The organism is Escherichia sp. WS3227_2, from assembly GCF_046486495.1.
Classification (GTDB): Bacteria; Pseudomonadota; Gammaproteobacteria; order Enterobacterales; family Enterobacteriaceae; genus Escherichia; species Escherichia coli.
Map to the genome: position 1 here is coordinate 574,756 of NZ_JBJQLG010000001.1, position 18,955 is coordinate 593,710.

The following is an 18,955-nucleotide window of genomic DNA, read 5'->3' on the forward strand; positions in this document are numbered from 1 at the left end:
CAGTACTATTTAAATATTATTTTGAGCATATGCACATAAGGTTGCGCGCTAAAGCACAGATTTGCGCTTTACCTTACCGGGCGGCACTGCAATCCCTGAAATGATTGACATTGATCACATTTCTGCCTTTAAACTCCTGACATTCTTATTTCACCCAATGAAGTCATTTATTTTTAAATGAGACCAGGTCCTCATTTTAATAACCCCTGGCTGGAGAATATTGCACAATGGCCAACATCGAAATCAGACAAGAAACGCCAACTGCGTTTTATATAAAAGTTCACGACACAGATAATGTGGCAATTATTGTTAATGATAATGGCCTGAAAGCAGGAACGCGTTTTCCGGATGGGCTGGAATTAATTGAACATATTCCCCAGGGGCATAAAGTCGCATTGCTGGACATTCCGGCTAATGGTGAAATTATTCGTTATGGCGAAGTGATTGGTTACGCCGTACGCGCAATCCCACGCGGAAGCTGGATCGACGAATCAATGGTTGTACTACCGGAAGCGCCGCCGTTACACACGCTGCCACTGGCAACCAAAGTCCCGGCACCCTTACCGCCACTGGAAGGATACACCTTTGAGGGCTATCGCAATGCCGATGGCAGCGTAGGCACCAAAAACCTGCTCGGCATCACCACCAGCGTCCACTGTGTGGCAGGCGTGGTGGACTATGTAGTAAAAATCATTGAACGCGATCTGCTACCGAAATACCCGAACGTCGATGGCGTGGTGGGGCTGAATCATTTGTACGGTTGTGGCGTGGCGATTAACGCACCGGCGGCAGTTGTGCCTATCCGTACCATCCACAATATTTCGCTGAACCCTAACTTTGGCGGCGAAGTAATGGTGATTGGTCTGGGTTGTGAAAAGTTGCAGCCTGAGCGCCTGCTGACTGGAACGGATGATGTGCAAGCTATTCCAGTAGAAAGCGCCAGCATTGTCAGTTTGCAGGATGAAAAGCATGTCGGTTTTCAGTCCATGGTCGAGGATATTTTGCAGGTCGCCGAACGCCATTTGCACAAACTGAATCAACGGCAGCGAGAAACCTGTCCGGCTTCAGAACTGGTTGTCGGCATGCAGTGCGGCGGCAGCGATGCGTTTTCTGGCGTAACGGCAAACCCGGCGGTTGGGTATGCGTCTGATCTACTGGTGCGCTGCGGCGCAACGGTGATGTTTTCAGAAGTCACGGAAGTGCGTGACGCGATCCATCTGCTGACACCACGCGCAGTGAACGAAGAGGTCGGCAAACGGCTGCTGGAGGAGATGGAGTGGTACGATAACTATCTTAATATGGGAAAAACCGACCGCAGCGCCAACCCTTCGCCGGGCAACAAGAAAGGCGGTCTGGCAAACGTGGTGGAGAAAGCGCTCGGCTCCATTGCGAAGTCAGGCAAAAGTGCAATTGTTGAAGTGCTGTCGCCCGGTCAACGCCCGACTAAACGCGGATTAATTTACGCCGCGACGCCAGCCAGCGATTTTGTCTGTGGCACGCAACAGGTGGCTTCGGGTATCACCGTGCAAGTGTTTACGACCGGCCGTGGTACGCCGTACGGCCTGATGGCGGTACCCGTCATTAAAATGGCAACCCGCACCGAGCTGGCGAACCGCTGGTTTGATTTAATGGATATTAACGCGGGCACTATCGCTACCGGCGAAGAGAGCATTGAAGAGGTGGGCTGGAAGTTGTTCCACTTTATTCTCGACGTCGCCAGCGGGAAGAAGAAAACCTTCTCGGATCAATGGGGACTGCATAACCAGCTGGCGGTGTTTAACCCAGCACCGGTGACCTGATTTCTTTTGGAACGTCCCTCGCAAAACATGGCCTTAGTGCCATGTTTTTATTGTTTAAAGTCCCCACGTCCATTAATAATGCATTTGCATTACCTTAGTTCAAGCTTATAATTTGAGCAGAAAACAGGCTGTAAAAGGACAGTGAATCATGCCCGCTAATGCTCGCTCTCACGCTGTACTGACCACTGAATCAAAGGTCACGATACGCGGACAAACAACTATCCCCGCGCCAGTGCGTGAGGCCTTAAAACTGAAGCCAGGCCAGGACAGCATTCATTACGAAATTCTGCCTGGTGGGCAAGTATTTATGTGCCGACTGGGAGATGAACAGGAGGATCATACCATGAATGCATTTTTGCGTTTTCTGGATGCAGATATCCAGAACAACCCGCAAAAAACTCGTCCATTCAACATTCAACAAGGAAAGAAACTTGTCGCTGGCCTGGACGTCAACATTGATGATGAGATTGGCGACGACGAATAATGGATTTTCCACAAAGGGTTAATGGTTGGGCGCTATATGCTCATCCCTGTTTTCAGGAAACCTACGACGCTTTAGTTGCCGAAGTCGAGATATTAAAGGGAAAAGATCCTGAAAATTATCAGAGAAAAGCCGCCACAAAGTTATTGGCGGTAGTCCATAAAGTGATTGAGGAGCATATCACGGTCAATCCATCATCACCGGCATTCCGTCATGGCAAGTCGTTAGGCTCTGGGAAAAATAAAGACTGGTCACGGGTAAAATTTGGTGCTGGTCGTTATCGTCTCTTCTTTCGTTATAGTGAAAAAGAGAAAGTCATCATTCTGGGATGGATGAACGATGAAAACACTCTGCGCACCTACGGTAAAAAAACAGATGCCTATACCGTATTCAGCAAAATGTTAAAAAGAGGACATCCTCCTGCCGACTGGGAAACCCTCACCCGAGAGACAGAAGAACCCCATTGATGGTGTTCACAATGCCCGCCGAACGCATTCGTGTTGACCAGCGGGCACCCTTTCTCACTCCCCGACCAGAATCACTTCAACCCCAGCCTTTCGCAGGCCTTCCAGACTATCCGCAGGAATGCCTTCATCAACAATGATCATGTCGATACGTTGAGTATCAATGATCTTATGTAAACTGGAACGATTGAACTTACTGGAATCGGTGACCACGATGATCCGTTCCGCAACTTCGCACATCCGGCGGTTTAAACGGGCTTCATCTTCATTATGCGTACTGACGCCGCGCTCCAGATCGATCGCATCTACGCCAAGAAACAGCATATCGAAGTGGTAATTTTGCAGCGATTGTTCAGCCTGATCGCCGTAAAAAGATTGCGACTGACGGCGCAAATGCCCACCGGTCATCAGCAGCTCAACGCCTTCCGCTTCCAGCAACGCATTAGCCACGTTCATACCGTTGGTCATCGCAATTACGTCAGTGTGCTTGCGCATCAGACGAGCAATCTCAAAAGTGGTGGTCCCGGAATCGAGGATCACCCGATGACCTGGCTGAATCAACTCAACGGCAGCTTTCGCAACGCTGCGTTTCATTGCGGTGTTCAGCGCGCTTTTATCTTCCACTGATGGCTCGACTGACGGCGTGGTGCTATCGCAGATCAACGCGCCGCCATAGGCACGCACAGCGATCCCCTGCTTTTCCAGAAACGCCAGATCGTTGCGGATCGTCACAGTAGATACGCCATACAATGCCGACAGATCGTTAACCTGCACACTCCCTTGCTGTCGCAGACGCTGAATGATCTGTTCTCGTCGCTCGCTGGTGCCTGTCATTCGCTTCTCACCTGAAGCGTCGGTATTACTCATAGTAAGTCCTTTCGTAAAACTTTCGTTTCATTTCGTTTTGCCTATTAACGCCTTTCTATTAAGCAAATGCAAGCCCACCTTACCCATTGGCGCAAGCTACTCTCGTTTCAGTGGCTTTCATTATGTTTCTTTTGTGAATCAGATCAGAAAACTATTATCTTTCGTTTTATTTTTATCTCACCATGACGCAGTATCAATTGAAACAAAACGAAAGATTAATATCGCAGTAATCTGAACTGGAGAGGAAAGTGAAACATCTGACAGAAATGGTGAGACAGCACAAAGCGGGCAAAACAAATGGAATTTATGCCGTTTGTTCCGCACATCCGCTGGTGCTGGAGGCTGCAATCCGCTACGCCAGTGCAAACCAAACGCCGTTACTGATTGAAGCAACCTCCAATCAGGTAGACCAGTTCGGCGGTTATACCGGAATGACGCCCGCCGATTTTCGCGGCTTTGTTTGTCAGCTCGCCGACTCGTTGAATTTCCCGCAGGATGCGTTGATTCTGGGTGGTGACCATCTGGGGCCAAACCGCTGGCAAAACCTGCCAGCCGCTCAGGCAATGGCCAATGCCGATGATTTGATTAAAAGCTACGTGGCGGCAGGATTCAAAAAAATTCACCTTGATTGCAGCATGTCCTGTCAGGACGATCCGGTTCCCTTAACTGATGACATCGTGGCTGAACGCGCCGCACGTCTGGCGAAAGTGGCGGAAGAAACCTGTCGTGAACACTTTGGCGAAGCCGATCTGGTGTATGTCATTGGTACCGAAGTACCGGTACCTGGCGGCGCGCATGAAACCTTAAGCGAGCTGGCGGTCACCACGCCGGATGCCGCCCGCGCCACGCTGGAAGCCCATCGTCACGCCTTTGAAAAGCAAGGTCTGAGTGCCATCTGGCCACGCATCATTGCTCTGGTGGTACAACCCGGCGTCGAATTCGATCACACCAACGTTATTGATTATCAGCCCGTCAAAGCGACCGCCTTAAGCCAGATGGTCGAAAACTACGAAACGCTGATTTTCGAAGCGCACTCTACCGATTACCAAACGCCGCAATCGTTGCGCCAGCTAGTGATTGACCACTTTGCCATTCTGAAAGTTGGCCCGGCGCTGACCTTCGCCCTGCGTGAAGCTCTGTTCTCTCTGGCAGCGATTGAAGAAGAACTGGTACCAGCAAAAGCCTGTTCTGGTCTGCGTCAGGTGCTGGAAAACGTGATGCTCGACCGCCCGGAATACTGGCAAAGCCACTACCACGGTGACGGCAACGCACGTCGCCTGGCGCGTGGTTACAGCTACTCAGATCGCGTGCGCTATTACTGGCCGGACAGCCAGATTGATGACGCTTTCGCCCATCTGGTTCGTAATCTGGCGGATTCACCGATTCCGCTACCGCTCATCAGCCAGTATCTGCCGCTGCAATACGTGAAAGTTCGCTCCGGCGAGCTGCAACCGACGCCACGGGAACTCATTATCAACCATATTCAGGACATCCTGGCGCAGTACCACACAGCCTGTGAAGGCCAATAAGCAAAACAAAGAGGAACACGCTATGCCAAATATTGTTTTAAGCCGGATTGATGAACGCTTGATTCACGGTCAGGTCGGCGTTCAGTGGGTCGGATTTGCGGGGGCAAATCTGGTGCTGGTAGCCAACGATGAGGTTGCCGAAGATCCGGTACAACAAAACCTGATGGAAATGGTACTGGCAGAAGGGATCGCCGTACGTTTCTGGACGCTGCAAAAAGTCATCGACAACATTCATCGCGCCGCCGATCGACAGAAAATCCTGCTGGTTTGTAAAACACCTGCTGATTTCCTGACGCTGGTGAAAGGTGGCGTTCCGGTGAATCGCATTAACGTTGGCAATATGCACTACGCCAATGGCAAGCAACAAATCGCCAAAACGGTTTCTGTGGATGCGGGTGATATCGCAGCATTTAACGACCTGAAAGCCGCTGGGGTGGAATGCTTCGTTCAGGGAGTCCCGACAGAGCCTGCTGTGGACCTCTTTAAATTACTTTGAGGGATTCATCATGGAAATCAGTCTGTTGCAGGCATTTGCATTGGGCATTATCGCCTTTATCGCTGGCCTGGATATGTTTAACGGCCTAACCCATATGCACCGCCCGGTGGTCCTCGGCCCGTTGGTCGGGCTGGTACTTGGCGATCTGCATACCGGTATTTTAACCGGCGGTACGCTGGAACTGGTGTGGATGGGGCTGGCCCCGCTGGCAGGCGCACAACCGCCTAACGTGATTATCGGTACTATCGTCGGCACGGCGTTTGCCATTACTACTGGCGTGAAACCCGATGTCGCGGTCGGTGTCGCCGTACCTTTCGCTGTCGCAGTACAGATGGGGATTACCTTCCTGTTCTCGGTGATGTCTGGCGTGATGTCCCGCTGCGACCGGATGGCGGAGAACGCCGATACACGCGGCATTGAACGCGTGAACTATCTGGCACTGCTGGCACTCGGCACTTTCTATTTTCTCTGCGCTTTCCTGCCTATCTACTTCGGCGCAGAACATGCCAAAACCATCATTGATGTCCTGCCGCAACGATTAATCGACGGCCTCGGCGTCGCGGGCGGCATCATGCCAGCAATCGGTTTTGCCGTGCTGCTGAAAATCATGATGAAAAACGTCTACATCCCCTACTTCATCCTGGGCTTTGTTGCCGCAGCCTGGCTCAAGTTACCGGTGCTGGCTATTGCTGCCGCAGCGCTGGCGATGGCGTTGATCGACCTGCTGCGTAAATCTCCTGAACCGACTCAACCTGCGGCACAGAAAGAGGAATTTGAAGATGGCATCTAATCAAACCACCCTGCCGAACGTCAGTGAAAACGAAGAAACATTGCTGACAGGCGTTAATGAAAACGTGTATGAAGATCAGAGTATTGGCGCAGAGCTGACGAAAAAAGATATCAACCGCGTCGCCTGGCGTTCCATGCTGTTACAAGCGTCTTTTAACTACGAACGTATGCAGGCTTCTGGCTGGTTGTACGGTCTGCTGCCTGCTCTGAAAAAGATCCACACTAATAAACGCGACCTGGCGCGCGCCATGAAAGGGCATATGGGTTTCTTCAATACCCATCCGTTTCTGGTGACGTTTGTTATCGGCATTATCCTTGCGATGGAGCGTTCTAAGCAGGACGTTAACAGTATTCAGAGCACCAAAATTGCCGTCGGTGCGCCGCTCGGCGGGATTGGCGATGCGATGTTCTGGCTAACGCTACTGCCGATTTGTGGCGGGATAGGCGCAAGCCTCGCGCTACAAGGCTCTATTCTTGGCGCAGTCGTCTTTATTGTGCTGTTTAACGTGGTACACCTGGGGCTGCGTTTTGGTCTGGCGCATTATGCTTACCGCATGGGCGTGGCGGCGATTCCACTCATTAAAGCGAATACCAAAAAAGTCGGCCATGCTGCGTCAATCGTTGGGATGACGGTAATCGGCGCGCTGGTGGCAACCTATGTTCGTTTAAGCACCACGCTGGAAATCACAGCGGGCGACGCAGTGGTTAAGTTACAGGCTGATGTTATCGACAAACTGATGCCAGCCTTCTTACCGCTGGTCTACACCCTGACCATGTTCTGGCTGGTACGCCGCGGCTGGAGTCCGCTGCGCCTGATTGCAGTTACCGTGGTTCTCGGCATCGTCGGTAAATTCTGCCATTTCCTTTAAATACAATGAGGTATTAGATGTTAAGTATTATTTTGACAGGGCATGGCGGGTTTGCCAGTGGCATGGAAAAAGCAATGAAGCAAATCCTCGGCGAGCAATCGCAGTTTATTGCCATCGATTTTCCCGAAACCTCAAGCACCGCGCTGCTTACATCGCAGCTTGAAGAGGCCATCGCCCAACTCGATTGTGAAGACGGCATTGTTTTTCTGACGGATTTGCTGGGCGGCACGCCGTTTCGCGTAGCTTCAACGCTGGCGATGCAAAAACCGGGCTGTGAAGTGATCACCGGCACCAATTTGCAACTGCTACTGGAGATGGTGCTGGAGCGCGAAGGGTTAAGCAGTGAAGAGTTCCGTGTGCAGGCGCTGGAGTGTGGACACCGTGGGCTGACCAGTTTGGTGGACGAGTTAGGCCGCTGCCATGAAGAATGTCCGGTCGAGGAAGGAATATGACACCCGTTCTGCGCGCCAGAAGGCTGCTAACTGAAGAGGGATGGCTCGATGACCATCAGTTGCGTATTGCTGACGGTGTCATCGCAGCAATCGAACCGATTCCAGTGGGCGTGACTGAACGCGATGCGGAACTGCTCTGCCCCGCTTACATCGACACCCATGTACACGGTGGTGCGGGCGTTGATGTAATGGATGACGCGCCGGATGTGCTCGACAAGCTGGCAATGCACAAAGCACGCGAAGGTGTCGGCAGTTGGTTACCGACCACCGTAACCGCGCCGCTTAATACCATTCATGCGGCGCTGAAACGTATTGCTCAACGTTGCCAACGCGGCGGACCTGGTGCGCAAGTGCTGGGGAGTTATCTCGAAGGGCCATACTTCACGCCGCAGAATAAAGGCGCGCATCCGCCGGAGCTGTTTCGCGAACTGGAAATTGCCGAGCTGGATCAATTGATTGCCGTTTCTCAGCACACCTTGCGCGTGGTAGCGCTGGCACCGGAAAAAGAAGGGGCATTGCAGGCCATCCGCCATCTTAAACAGCAAAACGTAAGGGTGATGCTGGGGCATAGCGCGGCGACCTGGCAACAAACCCGTGCCGCGTTTGACGCTGGTGCCGACGGCCTGGTGCATTGCTATAACGGGATGACAGGTTTACATCACCGCGAACCGGGAATGGTTGGCGCGGGATTAACGGACAAGCGCGCCTGGCTGGAACTGATAGCCGATGGTCATCATGTGCATCCGGCGGCGATGTCGCTGTGTTGTTGCTGTGCGAAAGAGAGAATCGTGCTCATCACCGACGCGATGCAGGCAGCAGGGATGCCGGATGGTCGCTATACGTTATGTGGTGAAGAGGTGCAGATGCACGGTGGCGTTGTCCGTACCGCGTCCGGTGGGCTGGCGGGCAGTACGCTGTCTGTCGATGCGGCAGTGCGCAACATGGTCGAGTTGACGGGCGTAACGCCTGCGGAAGCCATCCATATGGCGTCGCTGCATCCGGCGCAAATGCTGGGTGTTGATGATGTTCTGGGATCGCTTAAACCGGGCAAACGCGCCAGCATCGTTGCGCTGGATAGCGGGCTGCATGTGCAACAAATCTGGATTCAGGGTCAATTAGCTTCGTTTTGATGGTTTGCTCCTTTGTTGGGCCTTCACTTCCCCCGTAAGGCCTTTCTTTTTCTTTCGTTGTGCTCTGTGCAGGGTGTCGGATGCGACGCTGACGCGTCTTCTTTGACCTACGGTACGCCGCATCCGGCAATCGGTGAACATAGCGACGTCATTACGCAATTCTTTAATCTTCCCTTGTCTTTTCTTTCAATGATCACAAATTTCGTTTTATTTCTTTTTTCTCCATTGAACTTTCAATTTCTTTTCTATAGATTTTAATCAACGAAAGACATCACCAAGTGAAATGAAACGAAAGGTAAGCGAAAGCGACAACGCCCGACGTCAAGTTCATCAGACTAAGGATTGAGTTATGCCAGAAAATTACACCCCTGCTGCTGCCGCAACCGGTACATGGACTGAAGAAGAGATCCGCCATCAGCCTCGCGCATGGATCCGTTCACTCACCAACATCGACGCGCTACGTTCCACGCTCAATAACTTCCTTGAACCGTTACTGCGCAAAGAGAATCTGCGGATCATCCTGACCGGAGCCGGAACCTCGGCATTTATCGGTGACATCATCGCGCCGTGGCTCGCCAGCCATACCGGTAAAAACTTCAGCGCCGTACCAACCACCGATCTGGTCACCAATCCGATGGACTACCTGAATCCAGCCCATCCGCTGCTGTTGATCTCCTTCGGTCGATCCGGCAACAGCCCGGAAAGCGTCGCCGCCGTGGAACTGGCAAATCAATTTGTACCAGAATGCTATCACCTGCCGATCACCTGCAACGAAGCGGGCGCTCTTTACCAAAACGCGATCAACAGCGACAACGCGTTTGCCCTGCTGATGCCCGCAGAAACGCACGATCGCGGCTTTGCGATGACCAGCAGCATTACCACCATGATGGCCAGCTGCCTCGCGGTTTTCGCACCTGAGACGATCAATAGCCAGAGCTTCCGCGACGTGGCGGATCGTTGCCAGGCGATCCTGACCTCACTGGGCGATTTCAGCGAGGGTGTGTTTGGTTACGCACCGTGGAAACGGATCGTTTATCTCGGCAGCGGTGGCTTACAGGGCGCAGCACGCGAGTCGGCGCTGAAAGTGCTGGAACTGACAGCGGGTAAACTGGCGGCCTTTTATGATTCCCCGACCGGATTCCGTCATGGACCAAAATCGCTGGTCGATAACGAAACGCTGGTGGTGGTATTTGTCTCCAGCCACCCTTACACCCGTCAGTATGATCTTGATCTGCTGGCTGAACTTCGTCGTGACAACCAGGCAATGCGCGTAATCGCCATCGCCGCGGAAAGCACAGACATCGTTGCTGCCGGTCCACATATTATCCTGCCGCCGTCACGTCACTTTATCGACGTTGAGCAGGCATTTTGCTTCCTGATGTACGCCCAGACGTTTGCACTTATGCAGTCGCTGCACATGGGCAATACGCCGGATACCCCATCAGCCAGCGGCACCGTTAACCGCGTGGTGCAAGGCGTAATCATTCATCCGTGGCAGGCATAAGAGGATCGCATTATGAGCATTATCTCCACCAAATATCTGTTACAGGACGCCCAGGCCAATGGCTACGCGGTGCCTGCTTTTAACATTCATAACGCCGAGACGATCCAGGCGATCCTCGAAGTGTGCAGTGAAATGCGATCGCCGGTGATCCTCGCCGGGACGCCGGGGACCTTTAAACATATCGCGCTGGAAGAGATCTACGCCCTGTGTAGTGCCTATTCCACAACCTACAACATGCCACTGGCGCTGCATCTCGACCACCACGAATCGCTGGATGATATTCGCCGTAAAGTCCACGCTGGCGTGCGCAGTGCGATGATCGACGGCAGCCACTTCCCGTTTGCCGAGAACGTGAAGCTGGTGAAATCGGTTGTCGACTTCTGCCACTCACAGGATTGCAGCGTGGAAGCAGAACTGGGCCGCCTGGGCGGTGTTGAAGATGACATGAGCGTTGACGCCGAAAGTGCATTCCTGACCGATCCACAAGAAGCTAAACGCTTTGTCGAACTGACTGGCGTCGACAGCCTGGCGGTAGCGATTGGTACGGCGCACGGCTTATACAGCAAAACGCCGAAGATTGATTTCCAGCGGCTGGCGGAAATTCGTGAAGTGGTGGATGTTCCTCTGGTGCTGCATGGTGCCAGCGATGTCCCGGATGAATTTGTCCGTCGCACTATTGAACTTGGCGTCACAAAAGTGAACGTTGCCACAGAATTAAAAATAGCCTTCGCTGGCGCGGTTAAAGCCTGGTTTGCGGAAAATCCGCAGGGTAATGATCCTCGTTATTATATGCGCGTCGGTATGGATGCGATGAAAGAAGTTGTCAGAAATAAAATTAATGTCTGTGGTTCAGCGAATCGAATTTCAGCATAATCATTAGTTTTTTATGATTTATCCCAATGTACTTCCCGATTAATATCGGGGAGTGCCTTAATGGTAAAGGAGATAACTAAACCTTAATAAATACATCAGTACAATATCGCAACAATAATATATTTAAAAAGATTATATTATTCAACTTTATGGTGAGGATTACACAATGAGCAGTCCAAATATTCTCTTAACCCGTATTGATAACCGTTTGGTTCACGGTCAGGTTGGCGTGACCTGGACATCTACCATCGGTGCAAATTTGCTGGTAGTCGTGGATGATGTTGTCGCTAACGATGATATTCAACAGAAATTAATGGGTATTACCGCAGAAACCTACGGCTTTGGCATTCGTTTCTTTACTATCGAAAAAACCATTAACGTCATCGGCAAAGCTGCACCGCATCAAAAGATCTTCCTGATTTGCCGTACGCCACAAACGGTACGTAAATTGGTAGAAGGTGGCATTGACCTGAAAGATGTCAACGTCGGCAATATGCATTTCTCGGAAGGGAAAAAGCAAATCAGCAGTAAAGTTTATGTCGATGACCAGGATCTCACGGACTTACGTTTTATTAAACAACGTGGCGTGAATGTTTTCATTCAGGACGTCCCTGGCGATCAAAAAGAACAAATCCCTGACTAAATCTAAAATCGCCTTAATATTGGTTTGAGGTAATAAAAATGCATGAAATAACCCTACTTCAGGGATTATCCCTGGCGGCGTTAGTTTTCGTTCTGGGGATTGATTTTTGGCTGGAAGCCTTATTTTTATTCCGCCCGATAATCGTTTGTACCCTAACTGGCGCTATTCTCGGTGATATTCAGACTGGCTTAATTACCGGTGGTCTGACAGAGTTGGCTTTCGCCGGATTAACCCCTGCAGGTGGTGTTCAGCCGCCCAACCCGATTATGGCGGGTCTGATGACCACTGTCATTGCATGGTCTACGGGCGTTGATGCCAAAACGGCAATTGGTCTTGGCCTGCCGTTTAGTTTGTTAATGCAGTACGTCATTCTATTCTTCTATTCCGCTTTCTCATTATTTATGACCAAAGCCGATAAATGCGCGAAAGGGGCGGATACGGCAGCGTTTTCCCGACTTAACTGGACAACGATGCTCATCGTCGCTTCAGCGTATGCGGTGATTGCTTTCCTCTGTACTTACCTGGCACAAGGGGCGATGCAGGCGCTGGTGAAAGCGATGCCCGCCTGGCTGACCCACGGCTTTGAAGTGGCTGGCGGTATTCTGCCTGCCGTTGGTTTTGGCTTGCTGCTGCGCGTAATGTTCAAAGCGCAATATATCCCTTACCTGATCGCCGGTTTCCTGTTTGTTTGCTACATCCAGGTCAGCAACCTGTTGCCGGTTGCCGTACTGGGCGCAGGCTTTGCGGTGTATGAGTTTTTCAATGCGAAATCCCGGCAGCAAGCGCAACCGCAGCCCGTTGCCAGTAAAAATGAAGAAGAGGACTACAGCAATGGGATCTGAAATCAGTAAAAAAGATATCACCCGTCTGGGCTTTCGTTCGTCGCTGCTGCAAGCGAGCTTTAACTACGAAAGGATGCAGGCGGGCGGTTTTACCTGGGCGATGTTGCCGATCCTGAAAAAGATTTATAAGGACGACAAACCGGGCCTAAGCGCGGCAATGAAAGATAACCTCGAATTTATTAATACCCACCCGAATCTGGTCGGATTCCTGATGGGGTTATTAATTTCGATGGAAGAAAAAGGAGAAAACCGCGACACCATTAAAGGCCTCAAAGTTGCACTGTTTGGACCAATCGCCGGGATTGGCGATGCGATTTTTTGGTTTACCTTATTACCGATTATGGCGGGAATTTGCTCATCATTTGCCAGCCAGGGAAACCTGCTGGGGCCGATTCTATTTTTCGCCGTTTACCTGCTTATCTTTTTCCTGCGCGTCGGCTGGACCCACGTCGGTTATTCAGTCGGCGTGAAGGCGATCGATAAAGTGCGAGAGAACTCGCAGATGATTGCCCGTTCGGCAACCATCCTCGGGATCACGGTAATCGGGGGGCTGATCGCTTCGTATGTGCATATTAACGTGGTGACATCGTTTGCCATCGACAGTACCCACAGCGTCGCACTGCAGCAGGATTTCTTCGATAAAGTCTTCCCGAACATTTTACCGATGGCCTACACCCTGCTGATGTATTACTTCCTGCGGGTGAAAAAAGCGCATCCGGTGCTGTTAATCGGCGTGACTTTTGTGCTCTCTATTGTTTGTTCCGCATTCGGCATTTTGTAAATGGAACGAGGCACTGCGTCTGGCGGTGCCTCTTTACTTAAGGAATTTCATCCTGTGCAAACCCTTCAACAAGTTGAAAACTATACGGCGTTAAGTGAACGTGCCAGCGAATATTTATTGGCCGTGATCCGTAGCAAACCGGATGCCGTGATTTGCCTGGCGACCGGAGCCACGCCATTACTGACGTATCATTATCTGGTAGAAAAAATCCACCAGCAGCAGGTTGATGTCAGCCAGCTCACCTTCGTGAAGCTCGACGAATGGGTGGATCTGCCATTAACTATGCCTAGTACCTGCGAAACTTTCCTGCAACAGCATATCGTGCAGCCGCTGGGGCTACGTGAAGACCAGCTCATCAGCTTTCGCTCCGAAGAGATAAATGAGACAGAGTGCGAACGGGTAACGAACCTGATTGCGCGCAAAGGCGGTCTGGATTTATGCGTTCTCGGATTGGGGAAAAACGGTCATCTTGGGCTGAACGAACCGGGAGAAAGCCTGCAACCGGCCTGCCATATCAGTCAACTTGATGCCAGAACACAGCAACATGAGATGTTAAAAACCGCGGGCCGTCCCGTGACTCGTGGGATCACCTTAGGCCTGAAGGATATTCTCAATGCCCGCGAAGTTTTGCTACTGGTGACTGGCGAAGGAAAGCAGGATGCGACAGAACGTTTTCTCACGGCTAAAGTCTCCACCGCTATCCCGGCTTCGTTTTTATGGCTGCATAACTATTTCACATGCATGATTGATGAGATGTGTCGTCGTTAACTCGCCTGCTACAGGCGTTGCAACGCTATTCCTGCTGCGACGCCTGTAATCACTCTCCCTGCTGCTCCAGCGCATACTTATATAGCGCATTTTTCTTCACGCCGTGAATTTCTGCTGCCAGCGCCGCCGCTTTTTTCAGTGGCAGTTCTGCCTGCAACAGCGCCAGCGTGCGCAGGGCATCGGCGGGTAAGTCTTCTTCCTGTGCTTTATGGCCTTCGACAATCAGTACCATTTCGCCTTTGCGACGGTTTTCATCTTCTTTGACCCACGCCAGCAGCTCGCCAACGGGCGCGCCGTGAATGGTTTCCCAGGTTTTGGTCAGCTCACGCGCCAGAACCACGTAGCGGGATTCGCCTAATACCGCAACGATATCTTCCAGGCTATCTAACAGACGGTGGGTAGATTCATAAAAAATCAGCGTGCGCGGCTCCGCTTCAATGGCTTTTAGCGCATCACGGCGGCCTTTTGATTTGGCAGGTAAAAAGCCTTCATAACAAAAACGATCGGATGGTAAACCCGCGGCGCTTAACGCAGTGATAGCAGCACACGGCCCGGGTAGCGGCACCACGCGAATCCCCGCTTCACGGCAGGTACGCACCAGATGGTAGCCAGGATCGTTAATTAGCGGCGTTCCGGCATCGGAAACCAGCGCAATGTTTTGCCCCTCTTGCAGCTTCGCCAGCAGCGTTTCGGCTTTTTGTTGTTCGTTATGGTCGTGCAGCGCAAACAACCGAGCATTAATCCCAAAATGTTGCAGCAATAAACCGGTGTGACGCGTATCCTCGGCGGCAATCAGATCAACGGCCTGTAATACCTCCAACGCACGCTGGGTGATATCCGCCAGATTGCCGATTGGCGTCGGTACAATGTAAAGCTGGCCCTGAGAATTATCCGCCGATTGGTGTTGTTTCATTGTGTCGTCCGTATTGCCGATTTAATATTGAGCATTGCGTAAAAAAAATATCACTGGATACATTATGGTACCCTCAACATTTTCTCGTTTGAAAGCCGCGCGTTGTCTGCCTGTTGTTCTGGCAGCCCTGATTTTCGCCGGTTGTGGCACCCATACTCCCGATCAGTCCACTGCTTATATGCAGGGCACGGCGCAGGCTGATTCTGCCTTTTACCTGCAACAGATGCAGCAAAGTTCTGATGATACCAGGATCAACTGGCAATTACTCGCCATTCGTGCACTGGTGAAAGAAGGTAAAACCGGACAGGCGGTGGAGTTGTTTAACCAACTACCGCAAGAACTGAACGATTCTCAGCGTCGCGAGAAAACACTGCTGGCGGCAGAGATTAAACTGGCGCAGAAAGATTTTGCTGGCGCGCAAAACTTGCTGGCGAAAATCACACCTGCAGATTTAGAACAAAACCAGCAAGCGCGTTACTGGCAGGCAAAAATCGATGCCAGCCAGGGGCGTCCTTCCATTGATTTACTGCGCGCGTTAATTGCTCAGGAACCGCTGCTCGGCGCGAAAGAAAAGCAGCAGAATATTGACGCCACCTGGCAGGCGCTCTCCTCCATGACTCAGGAACAGGCGAATACGCTGGTGATCAATGCCGACGAAAATATTCTGCAAGGCTGGCAGGATCTGCAGCGCATCTGGTTTGATAACCGTAACGATCCCGACATGATGAAAGCCGGGATCGCCGACTGGCAGAAACGTTATCCGAACAACCCGGGCGCGAAAATGCTGCCAACGCAGTTGGTTAACGTAAAAGCGTTTAAACCCGCATCGACCAACAAAATCGCCCTGCTGTTGCCACTGAATGGCCAGGCAGCGGTATTTGGTCGCACTATTCAGCAAGGCTTTGAAGCGGCGAAAAATATCGGCACTCAGCCAGTGGCGGCTCAGGTAGTTGCCGCACCTGCCGCAGACGTAGCAGAACAACCTCAGCCGCAAACCGTGGATGGCGTTGCCAGCCCGGCGCAAGCCTCGGTTAGCGATCTGACCGGTGAACAACCTGCAGCCCAGCCGGTGCCTGTAAGCGCCCCGGCGGCAACCACCGCAGCTGTAAGCGCACCCGCGAATCCATCCGCAGAGCTGAAAATCTACGATACATCATCACAACCACTTAGCCAGATCCTCAACCAGGTTCAACAGGATGGCGCGAGTATTGTGGTCGGTCCGTTGCTGAAAAATAACGTTGAAGAGTTGCTGAAGAGCAACACCCCGCTGAACGTGCTGGCACTGAACCAGCCGGAGAATATCGAAAACCGCGTCAATATTTGTTACTTCGCGCTTTCACCAGAAGACGAAGCGCGCGATGCTGCGCGTCATATTCGTGACCAGGGTAAACAAGCGCCGCTGGTGCTGATCCCACGTAGTTCATTGGGCGATCGCGTAGCCAATGCGTTTGCGCAAGAGTGGCAGAAACTGGGTGGCGGCACCGTTCTGCAACAAAAATTTGGTTCCACCAGCGAATTACGCGCGGGTGTTAACGGCGGTTCTGGTATTGCTTTAACGGGTAGCCCGATTACTCCCAGAGCGACAACCGACTCCGGCATGACGACCAACAATCCAACGCTGCAAACCACGCCAACCGATGACCAGTTCACCAATAATGGCGGTCGTGTCGATGCGGTCTACATTGTGGCAACGCCGGGTGAAATCGCTTTTATCAAACCGATGATCGCCATGCGTAACGGTAGCCAGAGCGGTGCAACGCTGTACGCCAGTTCCCGCAGCGCACAAGGCACCGCAGGCCCGGATTTCCGTCTGGAGATGGAAGGCTTGCAGTACAGCGAAATCCCGATGCTGGCAGGCGGTAATCTGCCGTTAATGCAGCAGGCGCTCAGCGCGGTGAACAACGATTATTCGCTGGCTCGCATGTATGCGATGGGCGTCGATGCCTGGTCGTTGGCAAATCATTTCTCACAAATGCGCCAGGTTCAGGGTTTTGAAATCAACGGTAATACCGGAAGTCTGACGGCTAACCCGGATTGCGTGATTAACAGGAAGTTATCATGGCTACAGTACCAACAAGGTCAGGTAGTCCCCGCCAGTTAACCACCAAACAGACCGGCGATGCGTGGGAAGCACAAGCGCGTCGCTGGCTGGAAGGCAAAGGACTGCGGTTTATCGCCGCTAACGTGAACGAGCGTGGCGGCGAGATCGATCTGATAATGCGTGAAGGCCGGACCACCGTTTTTGTCGAGGTGCGTTACCGCCGCTCTGCGCTTTATGGCGGCGCGGCAGCCAGTGTGACCCGCAGCAAACAACACAAATTATTACAGACTGCCCGCTTGTGGCTCGCGCGTCATAATGGGAGTTTTGATACTGTGGATTGCCGGTTCGATGTGGTAGCCTTCACCGGGAATGAGGTTGAGTGGATTAAGGATGCCTTTAATGACCACTCATAATTAAGGTTTAAGGATTAGCGTGCAAGAAAGAATTAAAGCTTGCTTCACTGAAAGCATTCAAACTCAAATTGCGGCGGCAGAGGCGCTTCCGGATGCCATCTCGCGTGCAGCTATGACGCTGGTTCAGTCTCTGCTCAATGGCAACAAAATCCTCTGTTGTGGTAATGGAACTTCCGCTGCCAATGCACAGCATTTTGCTGCCAGCATGATTAACCGTTTCGAAACGGAGCGGCCCAGCTTACCTGCCATTGCACTAAATACTGATAATGTTGTCTTAACGGCGATTGCCAACGATCGCTTACATGATGAAGTGTATGCAAAACAGGTGCGGGCGCTGGGTCATGCGGGAGATGTATTGTTAGCCATTTCCACCCGTGGCAACAGCCGCGATATTGTAAAAGCGGTAGAAGCTGCCGTTACGCGTGATATGACCATTGTGGCATTAACCGGCTATGACGGCGGTGAACTTGCAGGTTTGTTAGGGCCACAGGATGTGGAGATCCGCATTCCTTCGCATCGTAGTGCTCGCATTCAGGAGATGCATATGCTGACGGTAAATTGCCTGTGCGATCTGATCGATAACACGCTTTTCCCTCACCAGGATGTTTAAGGAGAATACATGAAGGCATTATCGCCAATCGCAGTCCTTCTTTCCGCGCTGCTGTTGCAAGGTTGTGTTGCCGCTGCCGTAGTGGGTACCGCTGCTGTGGGTACCAAAGCCGCAACTGACCCACGCAGTGTCGGCACCCAGGTGGACGATGGTACCCTGGAAGTGCGCGTAAACAGCGCATTGTCGAAAGACGAACAGATAAAGAAAGAAACCCGTATTAATGTCACGGCGTATCAGGGCAAAGTGCTGCTGGTTGGGCAGTCACCAAACGCTGAACTTTCGGCTCGCGCTAAACAAATTGCGATGGGCGTCGACGGTGCCAACGAAGTGTATAACGAGATTCGTCAGGGCCAGCCGATTGGTCTGGGCGAAGCGTCTAACGATACGTGGATCACCACCAAAGTGCGTTCGCAGCTGTTAACCAGCGACCTGGTGAAATCGTCCAACGTGAAAGTGACCACCGAAAACGGTGAAGTGTTCCTGATGGGGCTGGTGACTGAACGTGAAGCGAAAGCGGCGGCAGATATTGCCAGCCGGGTAAGCGGCGTGAAGCGGGTAACCACGGCGTTTACGTTTATTAAATAGCAGCCCTTGTAATGCCTGATGCGACGCTTGCCGCGTCTTATCAGGCCTACAACGATGCAAACCGTAGGTCGAATAACGCGTTTACGCCGCATCCGACATGTTTTCC

General features: G+C 51.9%; 21 protein-coding genes. 19 read left to right on the forward strand and 2 right to left on the reverse strand.

Going from position 1 to position 18,955, the window contains the following annotated elements; translation table 11 throughout:
- The first annotated feature begins 227 nt into the window (after positions 1 to 227).
- The 3 genes from garD to yhaV all read left to right on the forward strand — a co-directional run bounded on the left by garD (position 228) and on the right by yhaV (position 2,747).
- A complete protein-coding gene (garD, locus tag ACJHXB_RS02775; RefSeq protein ID WP_001273737.1) occupies positions 228 to 1,799 on the forward strand; it encodes a galactarate dehydratase in 1,572 nt (523 codons plus the stop codon).
- 148 nt (positions 1,800 to 1,947) lie between these two features.
- Positions 1,948 to 2,283: a type II toxin-antitoxin system antitoxin PrlF gene (prlF, locus tag ACJHXB_RS02780; protein WP_001604880.1), complete on the forward strand. Its 336-nt coding sequence runs from the start codon at positions 1,948 to 1,950 to the stop codon at positions 2,281 to 2,283.
- Positions 2,283 to 2,747: a type II toxin-antitoxin system ribonuclease toxin YhaV gene (yhaV, locus tag ACJHXB_RS02785; RefSeq protein WP_000347258.1), complete on the forward strand. Its 465-nt coding sequence runs from the start codon at positions 2,283 to 2,285 to the stop codon at positions 2,745 to 2,747. Before prlF ends, yhaV begins: the two co-directional genes overlap by 1 nt.
- A gap of 54 nt (positions 2,748 to 2,801) precedes the next feature.
- On the opposite strand, the gene agaR is transcribed toward yhaV, so the two are convergent.
- On the reverse strand, positions 2,802 to 3,611 hold the full coding sequence (gene agaR, locus ACJHXB_RS02790) for an aga operon transcriptional regulator AgaR (RefSeq protein ID WP_000072171.1): 810 nt from the start codon (positions 3,609 to 3,611) through the stop codon (positions 2,802 to 2,804).
- A 248-nt stretch (positions 3,612 to 3,859) separates the two neighbouring features.
- Between agaR and kbaZ the strand changes: the two genes are divergently transcribed.
- The 12 genes from kbaZ (at position 3,860) to ACJHXB_RS02850 (ending at position 14,287) form a co-directional block, all read left to right on the forward strand.
- Positions 3,860 to 5,140 carry a tagatose-bisphosphate aldolase subunit KbaZ gene (kbaZ, locus tag ACJHXB_RS02795; protein WP_000681943.1) on the forward strand — a complete coding sequence of 427 codons (1,281 nt, stop codon included), beginning with the start codon at positions 3,860 to 3,862 and terminating at the stop codon, positions 5,138 to 5,140.
- A gap of 22 nt (positions 5,141 to 5,162) precedes the next feature.
- Complete coding sequence (gene agaV / locus ACJHXB_RS02800) at positions 5,163 to 5,636, forward strand: PTS N-acetylgalactosamine transporter subunit IIB (protein WP_001295547.1); 474 nt, start codon at positions 5,163 to 5,165, stop codon at positions 5,634 to 5,636.
- A gap of 10 nt (positions 5,637 to 5,646) precedes the next feature.
- A complete protein-coding gene (agaW, locus tag ACJHXB_RS02805) occupies positions 5,647 to 6,426 on the forward strand; it encodes a PTS N-acetylgalactosamine transporter subunit IIC (protein WP_000406214.1) in 780 nt (259 codons plus the stop codon).
- Entirely contained in the window at positions 6,416 to 7,294 is an 879-nt protein-coding gene (gene agaE / locus ACJHXB_RS02810) for a PTS N-acetylgalactosamine transporter subunit IID (RefSeq protein WP_001295548.1), read from the forward strand. Before agaW ends, agaE begins: the two co-directional genes overlap by 11 nt.
- Before the next feature lie 17 nt (positions 7,295 to 7,311).
- Entirely contained in the window at positions 7,312 to 7,746 is a 435-nt protein-coding gene (agaF, locus tag ACJHXB_RS02815) for a PTS galactosamine/N-acetylgalactosamine transporter subunit IIA (RefSeq protein WP_000948829.1), read from the forward strand.
- Positions 7,743 to 8,876 carry an N-acetylglucosamine-6-phosphate deacetylase gene (gene nagA / locus ACJHXB_RS02820; RefSeq protein WP_001469255.1) on the forward strand — a complete coding sequence of 378 codons (1,134 nt, stop codon included), beginning with the start codon at positions 7,743 to 7,745 and terminating at the stop codon, positions 8,874 to 8,876. Before agaF ends, nagA begins: the two co-directional genes overlap by 4 nt.
- A gap of 349 nt (positions 8,877 to 9,225) precedes the next feature.
- On the forward strand, positions 9,226 to 10,380 hold the full coding sequence (locus ACJHXB_RS02825; RefSeq protein ID WP_001114890.1) for an AgaS family sugar isomerase: 1,155 nt from the start codon (positions 9,226 to 9,228) through the stop codon (positions 10,378 to 10,380).
- Between the two features lie 12 nt (positions 10,381 to 10,392).
- Entirely contained in the window at positions 10,393 to 11,253 is an 861-nt protein-coding gene (gene kbaY / locus ACJHXB_RS02830; protein WP_000022766.1) for a tagatose-bisphosphate aldolase subunit KbaY, read from the forward strand.
- A 166-nt stretch (positions 11,254 to 11,419) separates the two neighbouring features.
- Positions 11,420 to 11,896 carry a PTS galactosamine transporter subunit IIB gene (gene agaB, locus ACJHXB_RS02835; RefSeq protein ID WP_000098025.1) on the forward strand — a complete coding sequence of 159 codons (477 nt, stop codon included), beginning with the start codon at positions 11,420 to 11,422 and terminating at the stop codon, positions 11,894 to 11,896.
- 38 nt (positions 11,897 to 11,934) lie between these two features.
- Positions 11,935 to 12,738, forward strand: coding sequence for a PTS galactosamine transporter subunit IIC (gene agaC, locus ACJHXB_RS02840; RefSeq protein WP_000544496.1), 804 nt, complete (start codon positions 11,935 to 11,937; stop codon positions 12,736 to 12,738).
- Complete coding sequence (agaD, locus tag ACJHXB_RS02845) at positions 12,728 to 13,519, forward strand: PTS galactosamine transporter subunit IID (protein ID WP_000534351.1); 792 nt, start codon at positions 12,728 to 12,730, stop codon at positions 13,517 to 13,519. Before agaC ends, agaD begins: the two co-directional genes overlap by 11 nt.
- Positions 13,520 to 14,287, forward strand: a complete 768-nt coding sequence (locus ACJHXB_RS02850; RefSeq protein WP_019843039.1) for a galactosamine-6-phosphate isomerase — start codon at positions 13,520 to 13,522, stop codon at positions 14,285 to 14,287.
- A gap of 49 nt (positions 14,288 to 14,336) precedes the next feature.
- Here the strand turns inward: ACJHXB_RS02850 and rsmI are convergent, their stop codons facing one another.
- Entirely contained in the window at positions 14,337 to 15,200 is an 864-nt protein-coding gene (gene rsmI / locus ACJHXB_RS02855) for a 16S rRNA (cytidine(1402)-2'-O)-methyltransferase (protein ID WP_000809263.1), read from the reverse strand.
- 64 nt (positions 15,201 to 15,264) lie between these two features.
- On the opposite strand from rsmI, the gene lpoA reads away from it, so the two are divergent.
- Genes lpoA through dolP form a run of 4 tightly spaced genes read left to right on the forward strand, consistent with a single transcriptional unit; the run spans position 15,265 to position 18,849 of the window.
- Complete coding sequence (lpoA, locus tag ACJHXB_RS02860) at positions 15,265 to 17,301, forward strand: penicillin-binding protein activator LpoA (RefSeq protein ID WP_410233461.1); 2,037 nt, start codon at positions 15,265 to 15,267, stop codon at positions 17,299 to 17,301.
- On the forward strand, positions 17,259 to 17,654 hold the full coding sequence (locus ACJHXB_RS02865) for a YraN family protein (RefSeq protein ID WP_000246837.1): 396 nt from the start codon (positions 17,259 to 17,261) through the stop codon (positions 17,652 to 17,654). The genes lpoA and ACJHXB_RS02865 overlap by 43 nt, the downstream gene beginning before the upstream one ends.
- A gap of 19 nt (positions 17,655 to 17,673) precedes the next feature.
- Complete coding sequence (gene diaA / locus ACJHXB_RS02870; RefSeq protein WP_001158035.1) at positions 17,674 to 18,264, forward strand: DnaA initiator-associating protein DiaA; 591 nt, start codon at positions 17,674 to 17,676, stop codon at positions 18,262 to 18,264.
- A gap of 9 nt (positions 18,265 to 18,273) precedes the next feature.
- The gene (gene dolP, locus ACJHXB_RS02875; RefSeq protein WP_000646049.1) at positions 18,274 to 18,849 is read left to right on the forward strand and encodes a division/outer membrane stress-associated lipid-binding lipoprotein; all 576 of its coding nucleotides are present in this window, start codon (positions 18,274 to 18,276) and stop codon (positions 18,847 to 18,849) included.
- The last annotated feature ends 106 nt before the right edge of the window (positions 18,850 to 18,955 follow it).

Excerpts from the sequence above, each read along its gene's own strand:
- garD (WP_001273737.1), top strand. The coding sequence starts at position 228 with ATGGCCAACATCGAAATCAGACAAGAAACGCCAACTGCGTTTTATATA.
- prlF (WP_001604880.1), top strand. The coding sequence starts at position 1,948 with ATGCCCGCTAATGCTCGCTCTCACGCTGTACTGACCACTGAATCAAAG.
- yhaV (WP_000347258.1), top strand. The coding sequence starts at position 2,283 with ATGGATTTTCCACAAAGGGTTAATGGTTGGGCGCTATATGCTCATCCC.
- agaR (WP_000072171.1), bottom strand. The coding sequence starts at position 3,611 with ATGAGTAATACCGACGCTTCAGGTGAGAAGCGAATGACAGGCACCAGC.
- agaV (WP_001295547.1), top strand. The coding sequence starts at position 5,163 with ATGCCAAATATTGTTTTAAGCCGGATTGATGAACGCTTGATTCACGGT.
- agaW (WP_000406214.1), top strand. The coding sequence starts at position 5,647 with ATGGAAATCAGTCTGTTGCAGGCATTTGCATTGGGCATTATCGCCTTT.
- agaE (WP_001295548.1), top strand. The coding sequence starts at position 6,416 with ATGGCATCTAATCAAACCACCCTGCCGAACGTCAGTGAAAACGAAGAA.
- agaF (WP_000948829.1), top strand. The coding sequence starts at position 7,312 with ATGTTAAGTATTATTTTGACAGGGCATGGCGGGTTTGCCAGTGGCATG.
- nagA (WP_001469255.1), top strand. The coding sequence starts at position 7,743 with ATGACACCCGTTCTGCGCGCCAGAAGGCTGCTAACTGAAGAGGGATGG.
- ACJHXB_RS02825 (WP_001114890.1), top strand. The coding sequence starts at position 9,226 with ATGCCAGAAAATTACACCCCTGCTGCTGCCGCAACCGGTACATGGACT.
- kbaY (WP_000022766.1), top strand. The coding sequence starts at position 10,393 with ATGAGCATTATCTCCACCAAATATCTGTTACAGGACGCCCAGGCCAAT.
- agaB (WP_000098025.1), top strand. The coding sequence starts at position 11,420 with ATGAGCAGTCCAAATATTCTCTTAACCCGTATTGATAACCGTTTGGTT.
- agaC (WP_000544496.1), top strand. The coding sequence starts at position 11,935 with ATGCATGAAATAACCCTACTTCAGGGATTATCCCTGGCGGCGTTAGTT.
- agaD (WP_000534351.1), top strand. The coding sequence starts at position 12,728 with ATGGGATCTGAAATCAGTAAAAAAGATATCACCCGTCTGGGCTTTCGT.
- ACJHXB_RS02850 (WP_019843039.1), top strand. The coding sequence starts at position 13,520 with ATGGAACGAGGCACTGCGTCTGGCGGTGCCTCTTTACTTAAGGAATTT.
- rsmI (WP_000809263.1), bottom strand. The coding sequence starts at position 15,200 with ATGAAACAACACCAATCGGCGGATAATTCTCAGGGCCAGCTTTACATT.
- lpoA (WP_410233461.1), top strand. The coding sequence starts at position 15,265 with ATGGTACCCTCAACATTTTCTCGTTTGAAAGCCGCGCGTTGTCTGCCT.
- ACJHXB_RS02865 (WP_000246837.1), top strand. The coding sequence starts at position 17,259 with ATGGCTACAGTACCAACAAGGTCAGGTAGTCCCCGCCAGTTAACCACC.
- dolP (WP_000646049.1), top strand. The coding sequence starts at position 18,274 with ATGAAGGCATTATCGCCAATCGCAGTCCTTCTTTCCGCGCTGCTGTTG.